General features: G+C 50.1%; 16 protein-coding genes. 7 read left to right on the top strand and 9 right to left on the bottom strand.

Annotation, left to right across the window (positions count from 1 at the left end; genetic code table 11):
* Positions 1-7 precede the first annotated feature (7 nt).
* The 4 genes from CBP31_RS12485 to CBP31_RS12470 form a co-directional block, all read right to left on the bottom strand.
* Complete coding sequence (locus CBP31_RS12485; protein WP_087037774.1) at positions 8-379, bottom strand: hypothetical protein; 372 nt, start codon at positions 377-379, stop codon at positions 8-10.
* 36 nt (positions 380-415) lie between these two features.
* Complete coding sequence (locus CBP31_RS12480; protein ID WP_161492523.1) at positions 416-1,135, bottom strand: nuclease-related domain-containing protein; 720 nt, start codon at positions 1,133-1,135, stop codon at positions 416-418.
* A gap of 249 nt (positions 1,136-1,384) precedes the next feature.
* Positions 1,385-2,470: a YkvI family membrane protein gene (locus CBP31_RS12475; protein WP_227875027.1), complete on the bottom strand. Its 1,086-nt coding sequence runs from the start codon at positions 2,468-2,470 to the stop codon at positions 1,385-1,387.
* A gap of 178 nt (positions 2,471-2,648) precedes the next feature.
* Positions 2,649-3,698: a DUF2235 domain-containing protein gene (locus CBP31_RS12470; protein ID WP_087037770.1), complete on the bottom strand. Its 1,050-nt coding sequence runs from the start codon at positions 3,696-3,698 to the stop codon at positions 2,649-2,651.
* 560 nt (positions 3,699-4,258) lie between these two features.
* On the opposite strand from CBP31_RS12470, the gene CBP31_RS12465 reads away from it, so the two are divergent.
* The 3 genes from CBP31_RS12465 (at position 4,259) to CBP31_RS12455 (ending at position 5,989) form a co-directional block, all read left to right on the top strand.
* Positions 4,259-4,588 carry a thioredoxin domain-containing protein gene (locus tag CBP31_RS12465; RefSeq protein WP_227875026.1) on the top strand — a complete coding sequence of 110 codons (330 nt, stop codon included), beginning with the start codon at positions 4,259-4,261 and terminating at the stop codon, positions 4,586-4,588.
* 739 nt (positions 4,589-5,327) lie between these two features.
* On the top strand, positions 5,328-5,675 hold the full coding sequence (locus tag CBP31_RS12460; RefSeq protein ID WP_087037766.1) for a type II toxin-antitoxin system RelE/ParE family toxin: 348 nt from the start codon (positions 5,328-5,330) through the stop codon (positions 5,673-5,675).
* Between the two features lie 11 nt (positions 5,676-5,686).
* Entirely contained in the window at positions 5,687-5,989 is a 303-nt protein-coding gene (locus CBP31_RS12455) for a helix-turn-helix domain-containing protein (RefSeq protein WP_087037764.1), read from the top strand.
* A gap of 145 nt (positions 5,990-6,134) precedes the next feature.
* Here CBP31_RS12455 and CBP31_RS12450 read toward each other — a convergent pair whose 3' ends face one another.
* The 4 genes from CBP31_RS12450 to CBP31_RS12435 form a co-directional block, all read right to left on the bottom strand.
* On the bottom strand, positions 6,135-6,911 hold the full coding sequence (locus CBP31_RS12450) for a glucose 1-dehydrogenase (RefSeq protein WP_087037761.1): 777 nt from the start codon (positions 6,909-6,911) through the stop codon (positions 6,135-6,137).
* Between the two features lie 180 nt (positions 6,912-7,091).
* Positions 7,092-8,483 (bottom strand): serine hydrolase domain-containing protein, encoded by a 1,392-nt coding sequence (locus tag CBP31_RS12445; RefSeq protein ID WP_087037759.1) that lies wholly within the window; start codon positions 8,481-8,483, stop codon positions 7,092-7,094.
* A gap of 271 nt (positions 8,484-8,754) precedes the next feature.
* Positions 8,755-9,120, bottom strand: coding sequence for a hypothetical protein (locus CBP31_RS12440; protein WP_087037757.1), 366 nt, complete (start codon positions 9,118-9,120; stop codon positions 8,755-8,757).
* A 1,007-nt stretch (positions 9,121-10,127) separates the two neighbouring features.
* Positions 10,128-11,105, bottom strand: coding sequence for a calcium/sodium antiporter (locus CBP31_RS12435; RefSeq protein WP_087037755.1), 978 nt, complete (start codon positions 11,103-11,105; stop codon positions 10,128-10,130).
* Positions 11,106-11,645: 540 nt separating this feature from the next.
* On the opposite strand from CBP31_RS12435, the gene nirK reads away from it, so the two are divergent.
* Genes nirK through CBP31_RS12420 form a run of 3 tightly spaced genes read left to right on the top strand, consistent with a single transcriptional unit; the run spans position 11,646 to position 14,421 of the window.
* Entirely contained in the window at positions 11,646-13,067 is a 1,422-nt protein-coding gene (nirK, locus tag CBP31_RS12430; RefSeq protein WP_087037752.1) for a copper-containing nitrite reductase, read from the top strand.
* Positions 13,067-13,888, top strand: a complete 822-nt coding sequence (locus tag CBP31_RS12425; protein WP_087037750.1) for a formylglycine-generating enzyme family protein — start codon at positions 13,067-13,069, stop codon at positions 13,886-13,888. Before nirK ends, CBP31_RS12425 begins: the two co-directional genes overlap by 1 nt.
* Positions 13,885-14,421: an SCO family protein gene (locus CBP31_RS12420; RefSeq protein WP_161492522.1), complete on the top strand. Its 537-nt coding sequence runs from the start codon at positions 13,885-13,887 to the stop codon at positions 14,419-14,421. Before CBP31_RS12425 ends, CBP31_RS12420 begins: the two co-directional genes overlap by 4 nt.
* A 223-nt stretch (positions 14,422-14,644) precedes the next feature.
* Here CBP31_RS12420 and CBP31_RS12415 read toward each other — a convergent pair whose 3' ends face one another.
* Positions 14,645-15,271: a YceH family protein gene (locus CBP31_RS12415; RefSeq protein ID WP_087037745.1), complete on the bottom strand. Its 627-nt coding sequence runs from the start codon at positions 15,269-15,271 to the stop codon at positions 14,645-14,647.
* Positions 15,272-15,591: 320 nt separating this feature from the next.
* Here CBP31_RS12415 and CBP31_RS12410 point away from each other — a divergent pair, with 320 nt between their 5' ends.
* A complete protein-coding gene (locus CBP31_RS12410; RefSeq protein ID WP_087037743.1) occupies positions 15,592-17,475 on the top strand; it encodes a methyl-accepting chemotaxis protein in 1,884 nt (627 codons plus the stop codon).
* The last annotated feature ends 56 nt before the right edge of the window (positions 17,476-17,531 follow it).

The following is a 17,531-nucleotide window of genomic DNA, read 5'->3' as shown; positions in this document are numbered from 1 at the left end:
GATAGCGCTATCTTTTCTTTGCTCTGGCTTGGCGCAGGGCTTTGCGCTCTTGTTTATTGGGCAGGTGCTCGCGTTTATCGAGCTCGGTTTTTAGCTCGCGGTAGGCGTTTTGCCAAACGGTGGTGTCTTTAAAGCGGATGGGCGTGAATAGCGAGGCTTTATCTGCAATGGTGAGCGTGGAGGTTTCTGGGCACTTTAATAGTGCTTGGCGCCGGCTCATTAAAGTGCCGGTGTGCATGGCCTGCAGTTCGGCGAGGGTTTTCGGCTCGATACTTTTAGCTTCGATTGCTTTAGCTTCAATACTTTTAGCTTCGAAAAGTCTAGCTTCAGTCGGTTTAATTGCAGGGGCTATGCCTTTAGCGTGGTTTACATCAGACATTGAGCTTAGGCTCTCCTGTTAAGTTAAGTAATGAGATTACGCGCCTTTTAGTGCTGCGATATCGCTAATCAATTTAGCGTTATTGGCAATATCAAATTTGGCTTGGTAAGCGTTGATGTAGTTAACTATGTCTGCTCGGCCCATTACTGGTACGTTGGAGTCATTCTCAATTTTTGCATCTACATCTGGGTGGCTAAATAAGACCACGCCTTGGATCCAGGCGCGCGAGCCTTTGGCTTTTAAGTCTTTTGAAAGCAGCCAGACTAGGCGTTTAACTTGGGAGATGGGATTGCGCATGGTTTTTCCATATACGCTGCCGCCACGGCTGGTCTTCTCTATTCGCCATTCTCGGTCGGTATCTGCCCCTCTAATGCTGCCACTGTTGTGTTTCACTTCAATCACAAACACCGCATTGGGCCCCGCCACTATGACGTCTGCTTCGTTAAAGCCGGTGCGCGATTTAGCATTGGGAAGATCAACTTGGTTGTACACAGTAAAGGTGTCTGGCAGTGCACTGAGCAGGTTTATTACTAAGTCTTCACCCTCGGCACCGGCTAACAAAATGGGATGGCTTTTTTGCGACCACCAAGCAACGGCCGTAAGCAACAGCACTATAGGGGTGGCAGGTAGGTAAATCGCCGATACCACAAACGCAATGCCCAGCCCAACTAGGGCTACGAGCGTGCGATTGGTATTTTTATACCCATGGGCATTCAGGGTTAATTTGTTTGCGGTAACGTAATCGAAATTAGCCAATACCTTAATCCTTGAATGATAATTTTTTGACGCCCAATAATAGCAATTTAAGCCGCTGAGTAACATGCGCTTTGTTTACGCGGTTAATCACCCTTCACTTAGCGCCACTTAAAATATTAATCCCGCACTTTATCTTGAGAGCGATCTTAAAAACTGACCTTAATAATAGGGTCAGTTGGTTGCGCATAAAAAAGCCGCCCAGATATTGGGCGGCTTAAAGCGTACGGCTGCATTTATGTAATACGCCGGTTAGTTGCTAGCGCTCGTCGCCAACTCAGCTCGATTGGCATCGCGCTTGAGCTTAAAGGGCGCCACGATTAACGCGAACACTAAGAATAAGCCTAAGTAGCCAATTAACGGATAGAAGAAGGCGACCAACTTGGTAAAGCCGGCAAAGCTGGCGATAAAGCCAATCAGCAAGGTGGCGATACTAAAGCGGTTGGCGGCTGGGGTACGCATCTCTACAAAGCGGGCCACAAAGGCATAGAACATGCCGGCACCGGTACTGAAGATCATGCCAAACAGCACAAATGACATACCGGTGGCCAACCAAGGCGAAATGCCATCGATAATTTTTAATAACGGCAACGCATAACCGCCAATATTGTCGATTTGCGAGAACATGGCCAGGTGACTGATCATGATCAACACCCCCACCCCTACGCCACCCAGCAAACCGCCCCATTTAGCGACGTTTTCATTTTTCTCGGCGCCACCCATCACCAATGACATGGCCGCACCCACGGCAATGTTAAAGGACACATAGTTAACGGCCGAGATTAGCCAATGGGGCAAGGTAGACTCCATGCTTTCAGCAATAGGGGCTAATTCGGCAAAGGTGCGGTCCATAGTCAATAAGCTGTAACCACAAATTAAGGCCAGCGCCAGCACTAAAAATGGCGTTATGCTGCCAATCAGTGCCACTACTCTTTGTACTTTGAGCATTAAGGTGGCACCCATTAATAGGGTCATGACCACACTGCCGATGAAAGCCGGAATGCCAAATTGCTGATTAAGCGTAGAGCCGGCGCCGGCGATCATGACCACGCCCACGCCAAACAGGGTAAAGATAATGATGTAGTCGACGATAACGCCTAAGTGGCGGCCGCTGATCTGATAAATAACGGTTTTATGAGAATGAGCCTGAGTGCGACTGCCCAGCGTGGTGAGCATCATGCCTAAATAGGCAAATAAGGCGGTGGCGACCACGGCGGCGGCGGTGCCCATATAACCAAAGCTGGTAAAGTATTGCAGTACTTCTTGGCCTGAGGCAAAACCGGCACCCACTATTACACCAATGAAAGCACTGGCCATTCGGCAAATTTTCCACATCATCGTCTAATAATCCCTTAGATAGCTAGTCAGCTAAGCGCAGTTAGCGTATTTAGACCAAAGATACTGTTGCAGCATCCATAATGCGCAAGACCTTAACAGAATGTTAAGAAAATACACATAGGACTTTAGTACGTGCACTGGTCGCGCTTGGCATACACACTGCGTATCAGCTGAGAAATTAAAGCGGTGGCTCAAGCCCCGCTTGAATAAGGGGATAAGGTCGGTAGCTGGGCACATGCTGCCAACGCAGCCACACTGCATCATCGATAGTGACGCCCACCGACCGCTCACCGGCTTCACCTGTATATAAGCTGCGATAAAAACGGCCGTCGCCTGGATGAAACCAGCGCCGATAATGGCGATAAAATCCGGCAAGAAACTGGTGATACGAATCGGTAGGGGCGGTTAGCCACGGGTTTTCAGCGGGCTGTATGGCGTCCAATACTAGGCCAGCGGCCATGGCTTTTTGCTGCATCCACGCCAGGGCTAAATCCGCTAAGGGATCATTAATATATCCGCCGCCCACATTGGCATGGGCCCCAATAAACCACCGTTGCTCCACTATTTTTTGTGCGGGCTTTTTTTGGCCGTTAGGGCTGGTCCAAGGCACTGTGTTATACACGGCTCTGTGCTCGTCTAGAGCGATGGCTTGGTATGCCCGCTCCACTATTTTTGACAGCCGAGTGTCATGCCAAGCATAAGTACCGCGCTCCGAAAGCAAGGTGCCCGGTATGCCCAAGGCGCCGACTGTGTCCCACACACCCAGCAGGTGTATTTTGATTTCTTGGCTGTATTGGCGCCTAAATTGTTGGCATTGCTCGCCATCGGGCGCGGCACTTTTATTACGATATAAGCGTTCGGCCTCTGCCAATTGGGTGGGCGTGACTATGTGCAGCAAGCCGCATTTTCGGATCATACCCACCATGCTACGCGCGGTATAAGCACCACGGCTAAATCCAAACACCCACACTTCATCACCGGGCCGGTAATGGCGCGCCAGCCAATCGTAACCTTGCAGTAGGTTTTTGCTTAAACCCACACCAAATAAGCCGCCCATTAGGCGAGTGGCATCTGTGGTGCCCACACCTGGGCTGTAAAAAAATCGCTGGCGTTGCAAGCCCGCAAACGGCGCTATGCTGCGCGCCAGTTTGATTACGTTGGTGTTGGTTTGCGGATCATTCCACGTGCCATCAAACAACAAAATTAATTTTTGTGGCTGATAAGACATAGGCAAGTCCTCCATTTATATGCTTACACTGAGCCTATGTTAGTTGGCGAAAAATGCCGTGCTGGGGGCTGGGATCTATAACAGGCGCGTTCTTGTAGCCGGTATTTTTGTGAAACGTCGTGTTTTGTAGCCCGCAGTCTTTTGTAGCCCGCCGTCTCTTTGGTAAAGAGGACTTCGCGGGGCCAGCGTAGCTGGATAGTATTAAAGATTTACGCCTGCGGCATAATGCGAGAACAAGTGTTCGCCTACAAAACCACTGCCCTTTGCCGTCATACCGGTACTGAATTTTCGTCATGCTGAACTTGATTCAGTATCAGCATGACGGCCTCGGTATCTCGCTCTTTGCTCTTAAAACTAAAGCGAGATCCTGACGTGCGTCAGGATGACAGCTGAAACAACACACCGCTCTTTGCCGTCATACCGTTACTGAATCAAGTACAGCATGACGGCTGAAACATAAACCCACCCGTATAGCCCCACGCTTTGGCCAGCGTAGTTGGCGGTTTAAGAGCACAATCAACACCAAACTTAATTTAGAGGCTTTTTAAGTGATGCAATGTGTGACGAGTAAGGAACAATTAGCTGCTTTGTTGGCCGAGCATTCGGCAGTGCTAGTACTGTATGGCGGGGAGGACTGCGGTGTGTGTCAGACGCTAAAGCCTCAGCTGCAACGACTGCTGGCCGAGCAGTTTCCGCTTATGCAGGCCTGCTATGTCGACTGCCAAACCACGGGCAGCGCTTTGTGCGCTCAGCAAGGTATTATGGCGTTACCAGTGGTGCAGATTTGGTTTGAAGGTCGTCGTTTTACCGAATTTTTTAAGGTGTTTGCGGTGGCCGATATTAGCACCGCCCTCGCCCGCCCTTATCAGCTAATGTTTAGCGCCGATTGAGGCACTTGCTGATAATTCGTCAGGCCAGCGTAGCTGGATGGGTATGTTTAAAACCTAAAAACTAGATCCTGATGGTCATCAGGATGACGGCATAAGTGCGAGATCCTGATTTTCATCAGGAAGACGGCTGAAACATAAACTCGTCTTTGTAGCCCGCAACTTGTTCGCGGGGCCAGCGTAGCTGGATGGGTTAAAGATTTACGCCTGCGGCATAATGCGAGAACAAGTGTTCGCCTACAAAAACCATATGTCTTGGGTAGAGGCTAATTGATTCGGCCGGTTATGTTCGTATCAACTCAGAGATCCTGACCTGCGTCAGGAAGACAGTGCCGCTGCGCGCCACCGGCCAGCTAAAGCGGCCTCTACACAAACCTAAAAAAAAATCCTGAATCGAGTTCAGGATGACGGCAGAAAAAAACGCCGAACTTGCGGGTTCGGCGTTTTGGTTTAGCTTGGTGCTTGGCGCCGAGCACTTGGCCGCTTACCTATTTAGAGATGGGGGCGGCAAAGTTTCAAATCCAAAACACTTTGCATCTATGCTCCTGCATGGATGTGTGCCTTGGCCGCAGAGCGTGGAACATCGATCGACCAGATCCGTTACACGGCGCCAGCATTCCCGAGCAGAGTTTTTATCCTGCCTCACTGCACCCCATGGGCTATCTAATTCCTTTCTCTTATTGCATATCTTTTGCAACCCCCTCAATATAGACTACAGTCTATATAACACCGAGATCATACGATGTGGGAAGTTGAAACCACAGACCTATTTGACGAGTGGTTTGATGCGCAAGATGAACCAACTCAGGAAAAAGTCTTGGCTGGTATGCTTGCATTACAAAAGGGTGGCCCCAGTACCGGTCGCCCCTTGGTAGATACGGTTAATGCGTCTGCATACCTCAATATGAAGGAACTGCGAATTCAGCATATGGGAGGTCCGCTAAGAGCATTTTTCGCTTTTGATCCAGCCCGCACCGCTATAATTCTGTGTGCCGATAACAAGGTGGGAGATGAAAAACGCTTCTACAAAAAAATGATACCAATAGCAGATAAAGAATACGCCAGACACCTGGCGACATTAAAACGCTAAGGAGGCGTCCAATGGCAAGAAAACTGAGCGATATGCTGGCCTCACGATCCACCAAAAGCCGAGATCGTATCGAAAAAACAGCTGACAAAATGCTGATTGAAGTGAAAATTCAGGCTGTTCGAGAGGAATTGGCTATGTCACAAGCTGAGCTCGCCGCCGCTATGGGGATCAGCCAGCCTTCTGTTGCGGCTCTTGAACAACGTGGGGCCGATATGAAGATCTCCAGCATGAAGCGCTATGTTGAAGCTGCCGGTGGCAAGATGCGAATAGATATTGAGCTACCTACCGGTAAACATATCGGCTTCAATTTTTAAAGTCGTAGGTATGATATTTTCCATCCGATCACACAACCGCAACTTCGATTAAATCTTGTGTAGTCCTTTATCACAGAACAATGTGACGAAGGCGAATAAAAACGGCGTGCTTATTGAGCACGCCGTTTTGTTTACTCGTGTTTGCTTAATCCAGCGTTTGTACGCCGCCGCCGTTTACAAATAACACTTGGCCACTTACCCATTTAGAGATGGGGGCGGCAAAGTACAATACGGCACCGGCGATATCTTCTGGCTCACCTAAACGCTTAATGGGCGTATGCGAGAGCATGGTGGCTTCGATTTCTGGGGTTAATACGGACGCCAGCGCATCAGTTCTTACCGCACCTGGGCCTACGGCGTTAACGCGAATACCCGCTGGGCCGTAGTCGAAGGCAAGGTTAGCGGTCATGTGGTTAATGGCCGCTTTAGACGAGGCATAAGCACTAATGGCTGGGCTTTTATTTATGGAGCTCATCGATGACATATTGATGATAGAGCCATAACCGGCGGTTTCCATGTGCGGCGCGCACAACTGAGCGAGTCGCCAATTGCTAAACACGTTCAGCTGAAAGGTATGGGCAAACTGCTCTACGGTTAACGTGGCAGGGCTTTCACGACCGGCACCACCGCCGCCTACGTTGTTGACTAGAATATTGATCTGACCAAACTCGGCCAAGGTGGCATCAACTAAGCCGGTTAAGTCACCGTCTTCCAACACATTACATGCCATGGCTTTAGCCTTGCCACCTTCTTGGCGGATAAGCTCGGCGGTTTCTTCGGCGGCATCTAGGTTAAAGTCGGCAATCACCACGCTGGCGCCGTGGGCGGCCAGCATCTGGCTGCAACCTTTACCAATGCCCTTGGCACCACCGGTGATAATCGCCACTTTACCGTTGAGATCAAACAAGCTTGCTGTGTTCATAATTTTTCCTCTTAAGTGATAGAAATATCTTTTTTGCCACGGAATACACGGACGAAGATAAACAAGGATTAGAAAAAGAGTATTTTTGTAAGACCTTACTTATAAAGATTCGCTCTCTATCTCAATCTTAATTTTTCCGTGTTATTCCGTGTTATTCCGTGGCGAAGAAATCTTTAGTCATTAATTCTTTTTCATCAAGTAATCGGCCACTGCTTGGTAGGCGGGTAATGAAGTGCCATCGTTGGCGCCATTGCCGGCTACCGGATGGGACGCAAAGCGTACCAGAACCATCTCGGCGGTAGGATCGATGTAAATGGTTTGGCCATGCACGCCACGGGCGGCAAAGGCTCCGTTTTTATTGTGCGTCACCCACCACATATCTCGATAGGACCAGCCCTCAAGTTGGCGATAGTTAGCCTTGGCAAAGTCCTCTGGATCACCGCCTTGTTGAATATCTTTAATGGCGGCGGCGGGTATAATTTGCTCGCCCTGCCACTGGCCTTGGTTACGAATAAGCTCACCAAAGCGCGCCATATCACGCAGGCCCGCGCTTAAACCACCACCGGCGAACGGAATACCCAGCTCATCCACCTGATAATAGGCGTCTTGCTCCATACCCAAACGCTGCCAGATTTTCTCCGATAACAGCTCCGCCACCGACTTATCCGTGACCCGTGAAATAACCCAGCCCAGCGCATCGCTGTTAATGGTTTTATAGCCAAAAGCGTCGCCGTGCTCGCCCTGCTTTTTCACCTGCATCAAGTATTCAAAATAGCCGACTGGGCCTGTATAACCTTCGGGTTTAGGCAGAGGATTACCTGCTGCGGAATAAGCCCAAATTTCGGCATTAGGATCTGCATAGTCTTCGCTGTATTGCAGGCCGGTGGTCATGTCCATCACTTGGCGCACTGTGGCATCACCAAAGGCGGAGTCTTTAAGCTCTGGCACGTATTCGGCAACTTTTTTATTCGAATCCAGCACACCTTCGGCAACCAAGATGGCCGCTAAAGTGCCAGTAAAAGATTTAGTAACCGACATGGCCGCATGCTTTTTGTTTTCTGCTAAGGCACCAAAATAGCGCTCATAAACCACTTCTCCTTTATGCAGAATCAGCATGCCGTCGGTGTAATTGTTGGCTAGCGAGTCGGCAAAACTCATGGATTGCTTGCTGTCCCAAGGAGTAAATTTCAGATTATCGATGGCCGCGTCTAACTTTTTGGAGACAGGCAGTGGCAATGGCGCACCTATGCCCCGAGAGACTTCAACGGTGGGCATAAATTGGCGCATGTGGCTTACGCTATAGCGCAGTGCTGGAAAGGTAAAAAAAGAGCCATCGGCCGCTTTTATGCGTTTATCTGACGCTGGTGGAAAACCCTGCATCCAGCCCATTTTATTAGGGTCACTGTCTTGGGCAGACAATAAGGCGGGCGTGGCAATCACGGGGGCGGTGGCAATGGCCTGCGCCCCCGTACTTAGCACTAACGCGGGTAATAATGCTAAGCCAAAACGACGCTTAGCGCCGCGGGTTGATCTGTTCTGAACTGATGTTTGACTGGGCTTTAATTCGCTCATTAGCGCTCCTGCTGAGGGCTTAATCCGTGGTTAAAGGTAGCGCCACCTCTTGGATGGCACTGGAGTCAGCTTACCTTAAGGTAGTGCCAACATAAAAATAAGCTCGCCCATTTTGAGTGAGCTAGGGGTGGGTAAGTTCGAAATGATTGAGTTTGAGGTGAGTGCCTAAGGGTTAGATTCACCCCTTAACAATAAAAACCGCAGCTTTTTTACATTCTGATTAACAAACATGCCGTTGCTAACCTTGCTGCGTAATTAACAATTATCAATTTTAAGGTGTGTTTTCAAACACCTTAACATAGAGCGTTTTATCTGCTTCGTTGAGCTCAACGCTATAGTTAATGGCCGTATTAAGCGTGTCGTTCAGGTTTTCATCTTTAATGGTCACGGCTAAGTCTGCGCTGCAGACTAAGGCACCAGTTTCGGTGTTCGTCTCTTGGGTGTCGATGGCCGTTAACTCATAAGCAAACTCTACGCTGTCGTCTGCGCCAGTCTGCATTAACAAGACGGAATTGACCGACTCTTTCACTAATTTTATGGTTGCGGGGGCATCACAGGCCACCTCTGTGGCGGGCTCTGAACAACCGCTCAGTGCCAGCAATACACCTAAGCCTGATAACAGTAATCGATGTTTCATATTTATCTCTGCTTATATTGTTTATTTAGAGGGCCACATGCCCTTTTTATGTAAAAAAATCAGGATGTTATTAGACTCATTCTGCGACTATGTCACCGCTAAATCAATGTTAAACTCACGCCCGGCACCGCAGTAGATAACCGTGGATTGCCGCGTCGTTGCACTCCTCGCAAGGACCAAGGTTAGGGTTGGGCTCTGGCCTTTTTTATGCCGTCATCCTGACGCACGTCAGGATCTCGTTTTAGTTTTAGTTTTAGTACCAAGTGCGAGATACCGGATCTCGTCCGGTATGACGGCCAAGAAACTGGTGTGTTATGCCCTTATTCTGTTCATTGCGAGCGTAGCGCGGCAATCCACGCTACAGCGGCGCGGTACATAACCATGGATTGCCGCGTCGTTGCACTCCTCGCAAGGACGAAGGGGTTTGGTTCTGGCCTTTTTTATGCCGTCATCCTGACGCACGTCAGGATCTCGTTTTGGTTTTAGTACCAAGTGCGAGATACCGGATCTCGCCCGGTATGACGGCCAAGAAACTGGTGTGTTATGCCCTTATTCCGTCTTGCGAGCGCAGCGCGGCAATCCATTCTGCACGCCTGCACAGGATCCCAACCATGGATTGCCGCGTCGTTACACTCCTCGCAAGGACAAAGGGATGGGGCTCTGGCCTTTTTTATGCCGTCATCCTGACGCACGTCAGGATCTCGTTTTGGTTTTAGTACCAAGTGCGAGATACCGGATCTCGCCCGGTATGACAACCAAGAAGCTGGTGTGTTATGCCCTTATGCCGTCTTTGCGAGCGCAGCGCGGCAATCCATTCTGCACGCCTGCACAGGGTCCCAACCATGGATTGCCGCGTCGTTGCACTCCTCGCAAGGACAGAGTGTTGTCTTTGCCAGGTTGATCTTAGATATAAAACTCAGCGCGCTTTAAGCAAAAAGACCCAGCATTAAGCTGGGTCTGAGTCTTTTAACTTTAAGTTTAAGTTTAAGTTTAATCGAAAATAAACATTAAGCGGCGTTGATCACCCCTTGCGCCAGCCAACCGGTGTAAGCCAGATAAATGGCCAATAAGAGCGCGCCTTCATAACGATTAATGCGCCCTGGTCGGCCTTTAAAGCCATAACCCAGTACAAACAGCGATAAGGTCAGACCTATCATCACCATAAAGTCACGGCTGATCACTTCACTGGCCACTGACATTGGGCTGATCACCCCCGCCAAGCCCACTACCGCTAAGGTATTAAATAAGTTAGAGCCAATCACGTTACCGATGGCTAAGTCATGCTGATTTTTACGAATAGCGGCGATGGAAGAAGCCAGCTCGGGCAGCGAGGTACCGATGGCCACTATGGTGAGGCCGATAATTAAATCACTGACGCCAAATGCTTGGGCAATGTCTACCGCGCCCCACACCAACAACCGAGAGCTGGCCACCAGCAGTAACAAGCCTACCACCAACCAAAACAACGCCGTTTTAGCGCTCATGGTGTTCTCTTCCAGCGCCTCTGCTTCATCGCCAGACAAACTGTCGGCAGGCTTTTTCATGCCCTGCTTAATGCTCCAGCCCATAAACAGCACAAACACCACCAGCAAGATGATGGCATCGGTACGCGTGAGCATGCCGTTCCACACCAGTGCCAACGACAGCAAGGTGACCGCGAGTAAAACCGGTAGCTCTTTGCGCAGCACTTGGGAGTGCACCATGATGGGGCTGATCAGTGCCGTAACGCCCAAAATCAAGCCGATATTGGCAATGTTGGAGCCATAGGCATTACCCAAGGCTAAGCCCGGATTACCTTGCAGTGCTGATATCACCGACACTACGATTTCTGGCGCTGAGGTACCAAAACCCACAATCACCATACCAATCAATAACGGCGGCATGCCGGCATAACGGGCCGTGGCCGAGGCACCGTCTACGAAGCGGTCGGCACTCCACACCAAAATAGCCAATCCCACTACGATGGCGGCAATAGACATCAGCATGATAAGGCTCCTTGGTATAAGGCTGCATGGGCAGTAGTGAATATTCTGGATAAATAAGCGGTAACTGTTGTGGTAAAGGTAATGGCAGCTTGCATAAAGACTCGTTGAGGGCGGGATTATAGATACCGGAGCCAAACTTAGTTCCCGCCCAGAGAATAAGTTTAACTCAGGTCTCACCAATTAAAGAGTCAATTGACCCCAAACACCATCACCATAAGCTTGTGGCTTAGAGATTGTTGACGATGGTTTCGGCAGGCGCCGAACGGTTACTCCCCCAAGAGGTGCGTATTGTGCCAGTTTGTTTGAATTTTTAAAAGTGCACGACTTTGCTTCTGCCCACAAAAAACCAGACACAAACGGATCAAAACCAGCGTATGTTTTTTATTTTGTTACTTTCAGTCATTAACCTCATTTATTGATCTACATCAGCTTATATGGATGGTGAATTTTGCATACTTATATCTGAGATGCGCATTTATAAAAAGTAATTAAAAAGCCACTCAAATAAAAATAAGCTAACCACACAGCAGGGAGCACACTATGAAATTAAAAAAAATCGTCGCCGCCATCGGCATGACCTTTGCGTTAACCGCACAGGCCAGCGACCTGCCGGTGATTGATGCTGTTCTTACTGCGCCGCCTATGGTGCCGGCGCCGATCACTCGAGATCACGCCGCCAAAGTGGTGGTGAAAATGGAAACCGTCGAAAAGGTCATGGAAATCGCCGATGGCGTAGAGTACATGTTTTGGACTTTTGGTGGATCTGTACCCGGTCAGTTTTTACGTATTCGTGAAGGTGATGAAGTGGAGTTTCACCTTTCTAACCATCCCAGCTCCAAGATGCCCCACAACATCGACTTGCACGCGGTGAATGGCCCAGGTGGCGGTGCAGCGGCCTCGTTTACGGCCCCCGGCCACACCTCGGTATTTAACTTTAAAGCGCTGCATCCGGGTCTGTATGTATACCACTGTGCCACCGCCCCCGTGGGCATGCACATCGCTAACGGCATGTACGGTTTGGTATTGGTGGAGCCCAAAGAAGGCCTGCCAAAAGTGGATAAAGAATACTATGTGATGCAAGGCGACTTTTATACCCAAGGCGCTTATGGCGAACAGGGTTTCCAGCCGTTTGATATGGATAAAGCCATTAAAGAAGACGCCGACTATGTGCTGTTTAACGGTGCAGTGGGCGCACTGACCGGTGATAAGTCGTTGACCGCGAACGTCGGCGAAACCGTGCGTTTGTTTGTGGGCAATGGCGGCCCTAACTTGGCCTCCAGCTTCCACGTGATTGGCGAGATTTTCGATAAAGTGACGGTAGAAGGCGGCACGCTGGAAAACCACAACGTGCAAACATCTTTGATCCCCGCCGGTGGTGCCTTAATGGCCGAGTTTAAGGTGGATGTACCGGGCAACTTCATCATGGTTGACCACTCCATCTTTCGTGCCTTTAACAAGGGTGCACTGGGCATGATCAACGTGGATGGCCCCGAAGATAAGGTTATTTACTCAGGTAAAGTGGCAGAAAACGTGTACTTGCCAGAAGGCTCGGCAGTACAGAGCATTCCCAATGGTCGCCCTAAGTTAGTGGCCACCAGCAAAGACGACCAACTGCTGTTTGGTAAGCGCGTGTATGAGGCTAACTGTCAGGCCTGTCACCAAGCCGACGGTAAAGGTATTCCGGGCGCCTTCCCTCCTTTGGCTAAGTCTGATTTCTTAAACGAAGACACCACTCGTGCCGTTGACGTAGTGATCCACGGCTTAAAAGGCCCGATCAAGGTAAATGGCGCCACTTATGACAGCATAATGCCGGCCATGAGCTTGTCTGATGAAGATACCGCCAACGTGCTGACTTATGTGCTGAATAGCTGGGAGAACAATGGCAAAGTCATTACCCCGAAAGACGTAGAGCAGCGCCGTAAAGACGGCAAGGCCATCATTATGGAAGGGAGCGCGCACTAATGAGCGCGGCATTGTTGCTGGGCTTGGCCGCCTTGCACACCGCCGCCCCTACACTTGCGGCGACCCACTTGCAGGTCGCGAATCAATCTGTTGAGCAAATGGTCGAACTTCCCGGCGGGGAAGTTCGACCGCTTTATTTAACCAAAGACAGCCCGCTCACGCCGGTTGCAGCGTTTTTACTGGACCGATTACCGGTGACTAACGCTGAGTTTGCGGATTTTGTGCAACAGACCCCCGCTTGGCAAGCCAGCCAAGCCCCCGCCTTATTTGTGGAATCTCAATATTTAAGCCATTGGCTCGATAACAAGCCCAATGCGGTTCAAGCCAAACAACCCGTCACCCATGTCTCTTGGTATGCGGCTAACGCCTATTGCCAAGCTCAAGGCAAACGCTTGCCGAGTGTATCTGAATGGGAGTATGCCGCTCAGGCCTCTGAAAACCGGCCCAATGGCAGCAAAGAAGCCGGCTATACCCAACGTATTTTGGCCTGGTATGCCAAACCCGCCACCGCCGAATTAGCAAATGTAGGAGAAAGCCCGGCCAATTACTGGCAAGTGCAAGATCTGCATGGCTTGGTGTGGGAGTGGACCCAAGATTTTAACACCGCCTTAGTGACCGGCGAGTCACGGGGCGACAGCAGCCTAGACCAAGGTTTATTTTGCGGCTCGGCGGCCTCTGGCTCAGCGGACCCATCGGATTACGCGGCTTTTATGCGTTATGGTTTTCGCTCTAGTTTGAAAGCCGCCTACACCTTAAGAAATCTAGGCTTTAGATGCGCGCAAGACATAGTAGCAACCGAGCGCCAAGGAGATACCCTATGAAAACATTGCTGATATTGCTGTTGTTAGCTGTGTTTAATGTGCAGGCCGCCCTGCCCGGCGATTCTGTTTATCAGTTGAACAGTCAATGGCAAGACAGCCACAATCAACCGCTAAAAATGGCAGACTTAGTCGGTAAAAAGCAGATTATTGCGCTGGTTTATACAGACTGCATTACCGCCTGCCCTATTATTGTGTCGGACATGAAAGCCATTCAAGACGCGCTCACCACCGAGCAGCAAGCCAAGATGGGTTTTGTGTTGGTGTCGTTAACACCGGCCCGCGACACGCCTAAGGTGATGCGCCATTTCGCTAAAAAACGCGAGCTAGACCAGCACTGGCACTTGCTTAGCAGCAAGGATGAAGACGTCCGCATTTTGGCCATGGCCTTAAATATTCAATATATGGGCTTACCCGATGGCGAGGTCGCGCATGCTAACGCCATCACAGTGCTCGACGAACAAGGCCGCCTGCAACTGCAACAAGTAGGTCTGCCGAGTGGGCCTGAGGCGTTGATCAAGAAGGTATTTAATTAACGGGCTGTGAAATTGTGAGGTGTGGAAATTGTTGCACGCAATCTCGCAGCTGAAACCGCACCTACAAAAATACCGCCCTTGTAGAAGCCGCTTTAGCCGGCTGGTGGCGCGCTGCGACACTTTTGATTAAACCGTCATCCTGACGCGCGTCAGGATGACGGCCATAAACAAAAAACTCTCTTATTTTGCTTGGTGCTTGGCGCTTGGCGCTTGGCGCTCAATACTATTCCTGCTCTAACTCTTGAATGCGCGCTTGCAGTTTAGCGATATTGGCCTGTAGCTCGGCTACCTTTTCATGCAATGCCTGATTGTCTTCGCTGTTACCGGTATCTGCGTAATGCTCATAATCTACATCACAAAATAAATGACCGTAGCGGGCATCGCGCTTGCTCGGTAGCTTGGCCAGTTTAATCACGTACGGGCCTTTGCTTATCAAGCTCTGCAAGCTTTCTTCTACACTCGGCACATCGCTAAATTGATGTAAGCGCGCAGTACGAGTGCGTAATTCTCCGGGCGTTTGCGGCCCGCGCACTAACAGCTCGCAAATAATGGCCAGCTCTGGTTCATTAAATTGCAGATCGCCAAATTCAGTATTACAAAAGCGATGCTGGTACTTGGCGGTGCGAGCATTAAAGTCGGCACAGTTATTCACTAAGTGCCGAGCACTCAAAGAGTCGAGCGCGACCTGTAACTCAGCTTCGGTCACGCTCAAGACTGGCTGACGATTACTTTTTTGATTACAGGCATTCAGCAAAGATTTTAAGGTGAGCGGATACACCTCGGGAGTAGAAACTTGTTTTTCGATTAAACAACCGATAACTCTTTGTTCTAATGGCGAAAGCACTTCCATATATCGACTCCTTTATTTTATGTTCCAGCCTACCCGACAAATAAATAAACACCAATAAAAACTGATATTTAGGCGCTCCCCACCTCTAACAGCTATCGCCCGCGGACATTTTTAGGCTCGTGGCCTTCAAGCATCCACTCTCGATGCCGATAGCATAAAACATCTTGTTAACATTGCTAACAAGTACAGGCCGACCAACATAAAGTGTGCACCAGCGCAAAATATAACAATAAACAAATTTAATCAGTAGGTTACGTTCAAAGAAGCGACTAGATTACAAGTCGCTATAAAAAGGTGTCATTGCTAAAGGATCTAGTTATATGAAAATAACCCACAAAGTTGGCATCGCTGCCGCCACCGTGCTGCTACTGACGGTCAGTATCTTGTCATGGATGCAGCTTGCACAAGTCAGGGATGCCCTGCGCAGCCAGACTAGCGCAGCCGTCACTGAGACTAGCTCCACTCTGGCCAGCCAGATAGAAAACTGGTTGAACGCCAAGCTCAAACTGGTCGATATGATGGCACAGAGTATCAATAGCGATTTCAGCCCAGAGCAGGTACAGCGCGTGTTCGACACCCCGCTGTTAACTGAAGAGTTTCTACTTGTGTTCGGCGGGCTGGAAAGCCAGAGCGGCCGCAGCATTGGCAATGACCCTAACTGGAATCCGGCCAATTGGGATGCCCGCCAGCGTCCTTGGTATAATCTGGCTAAACAGGCCAATCGAGCAACACTGACCGAACCCTATACCGATTCCGCTACCGGCGACATTCTGATCTCGGTGGTCTCTGGCATTCGATCCAACGGCCAGTTTCAAGGTGCCTTTGGTGGTGATCTCAGCCTGCAAACGGTGGCTGACACGATTAATCATATCGACTTCAACGGTGCCGGCTATGCCTTTCTGGTTGCTGAAAACGGCAATATTATTTCTCACCCCAATGCCGAGCTGAATGGTCAGTCACTCAGCACCCTGTTTGAGGGAGTGAACCCGGCGCTAACGCCCTCGATTACCCATTATTCTCTGGCAGGCCAGCCTCACTGGGTTTCTTTTACCCCATTGACCCAGTTGCCAGGCGAAAAGTGGTACATAGGCGTGATATTGAATGAAGCCGTGGTGATGGCCAAGGCCGACAGCCTGCAGTGGCAAACCTTGCTTATTTCGGTGTGCGGAGTGCTGATAAGCCTAGTATTACTGGTGTTACTGATGAGCAACCTGCTAAAACCGCTTGGTGGGCTGCATCAGTCGTTGGTAAATATCAACGGCGGCCAAGGTGATCTAACCAAACGACTGCCCATTCTGCGCCAAGATGAATTTGGTCTAGTGGCCACAGAGTTTAATGGCTTTTTGGCGCACTTACAGACACTCATCGGCGAGATCATGGACAGCTCTCATCAGCTGAAAGCCAGCATCAATGATACCTCAGGGCAATCGGAACAAGCCGAAAATCAACTACAGATGCAACTGCAAGAGTTGGATCAGCTAGCAACCGCCATGCATGAAATGGCCGCCACCGCCACCGAAGTGGCCCAACATGCGCAACACGCTGCCGAAGCCGCCAACGCCGCCAATCTGGAAACCGAGCAGGGAGCCCTGGTGGTTTCCCGTTCAACCCAAGCGATAGAGCGACTGGCTGCAGACATGGAAGACACCATGGCCTCGGTGAATGAACTGGCTCAACTGAGCCAGAATATCGAGTCCATTTTGTCGGTGATCACCGGTATCGCCGAACAAACTAACCTATTGGCACTTAATGCCGCCATTGAAGCTGCACGAGCCGGTGAGTCGGGTCGCGGATTTGCGGTGGTGGCCGATGAAGTACGCTCGCTCGCCTCTCGTACTCAAAGGTCCACCCAAGAAATAGGCGGCATGATAGAAAAATTGCAAAGTGGCGTGAGACTGACGGAAAGCAAGATGAAACAGAGCCAGGAGCTGGCGGCACAAACCTCGGTGGATGCTACTGAAGCCAACGAGGTGCTGGCCCGCATTCGCGATGCCATCACTCGTATCAACGACATGAACCTGCAAATCGCCACCGCAGCGGAAGAACAAAGCGCCACCAGCGAGGAGATAAACCAGAATACCACTAACATTCGTGACATCAGCCAAGACGTGGCTACCGGTGCCATAGCTCAGGTAAAATTCTGCCAAGCCATGCTGGAACAGATGCAACAACAGAACAAATTACTAGGAGGGTTCAAGGTGTGACCTCTGGTTGAAATCAGCTCACATCAAAGGCGCCTGCAGATCGGCGCCTTTTTCTT

The organism is Oceanisphaera profunda, from assembly GCF_002157895.1.
In the GTDB taxonomy this organism is placed as follows: Bacteria; Pseudomonadota; Gammaproteobacteria; order Enterobacterales; family Aeromonadaceae; genus Oceanimonas; species Oceanimonas profunda.
This window is presented reverse-complemented; position numbering and strand designations above follow the sequence as displayed.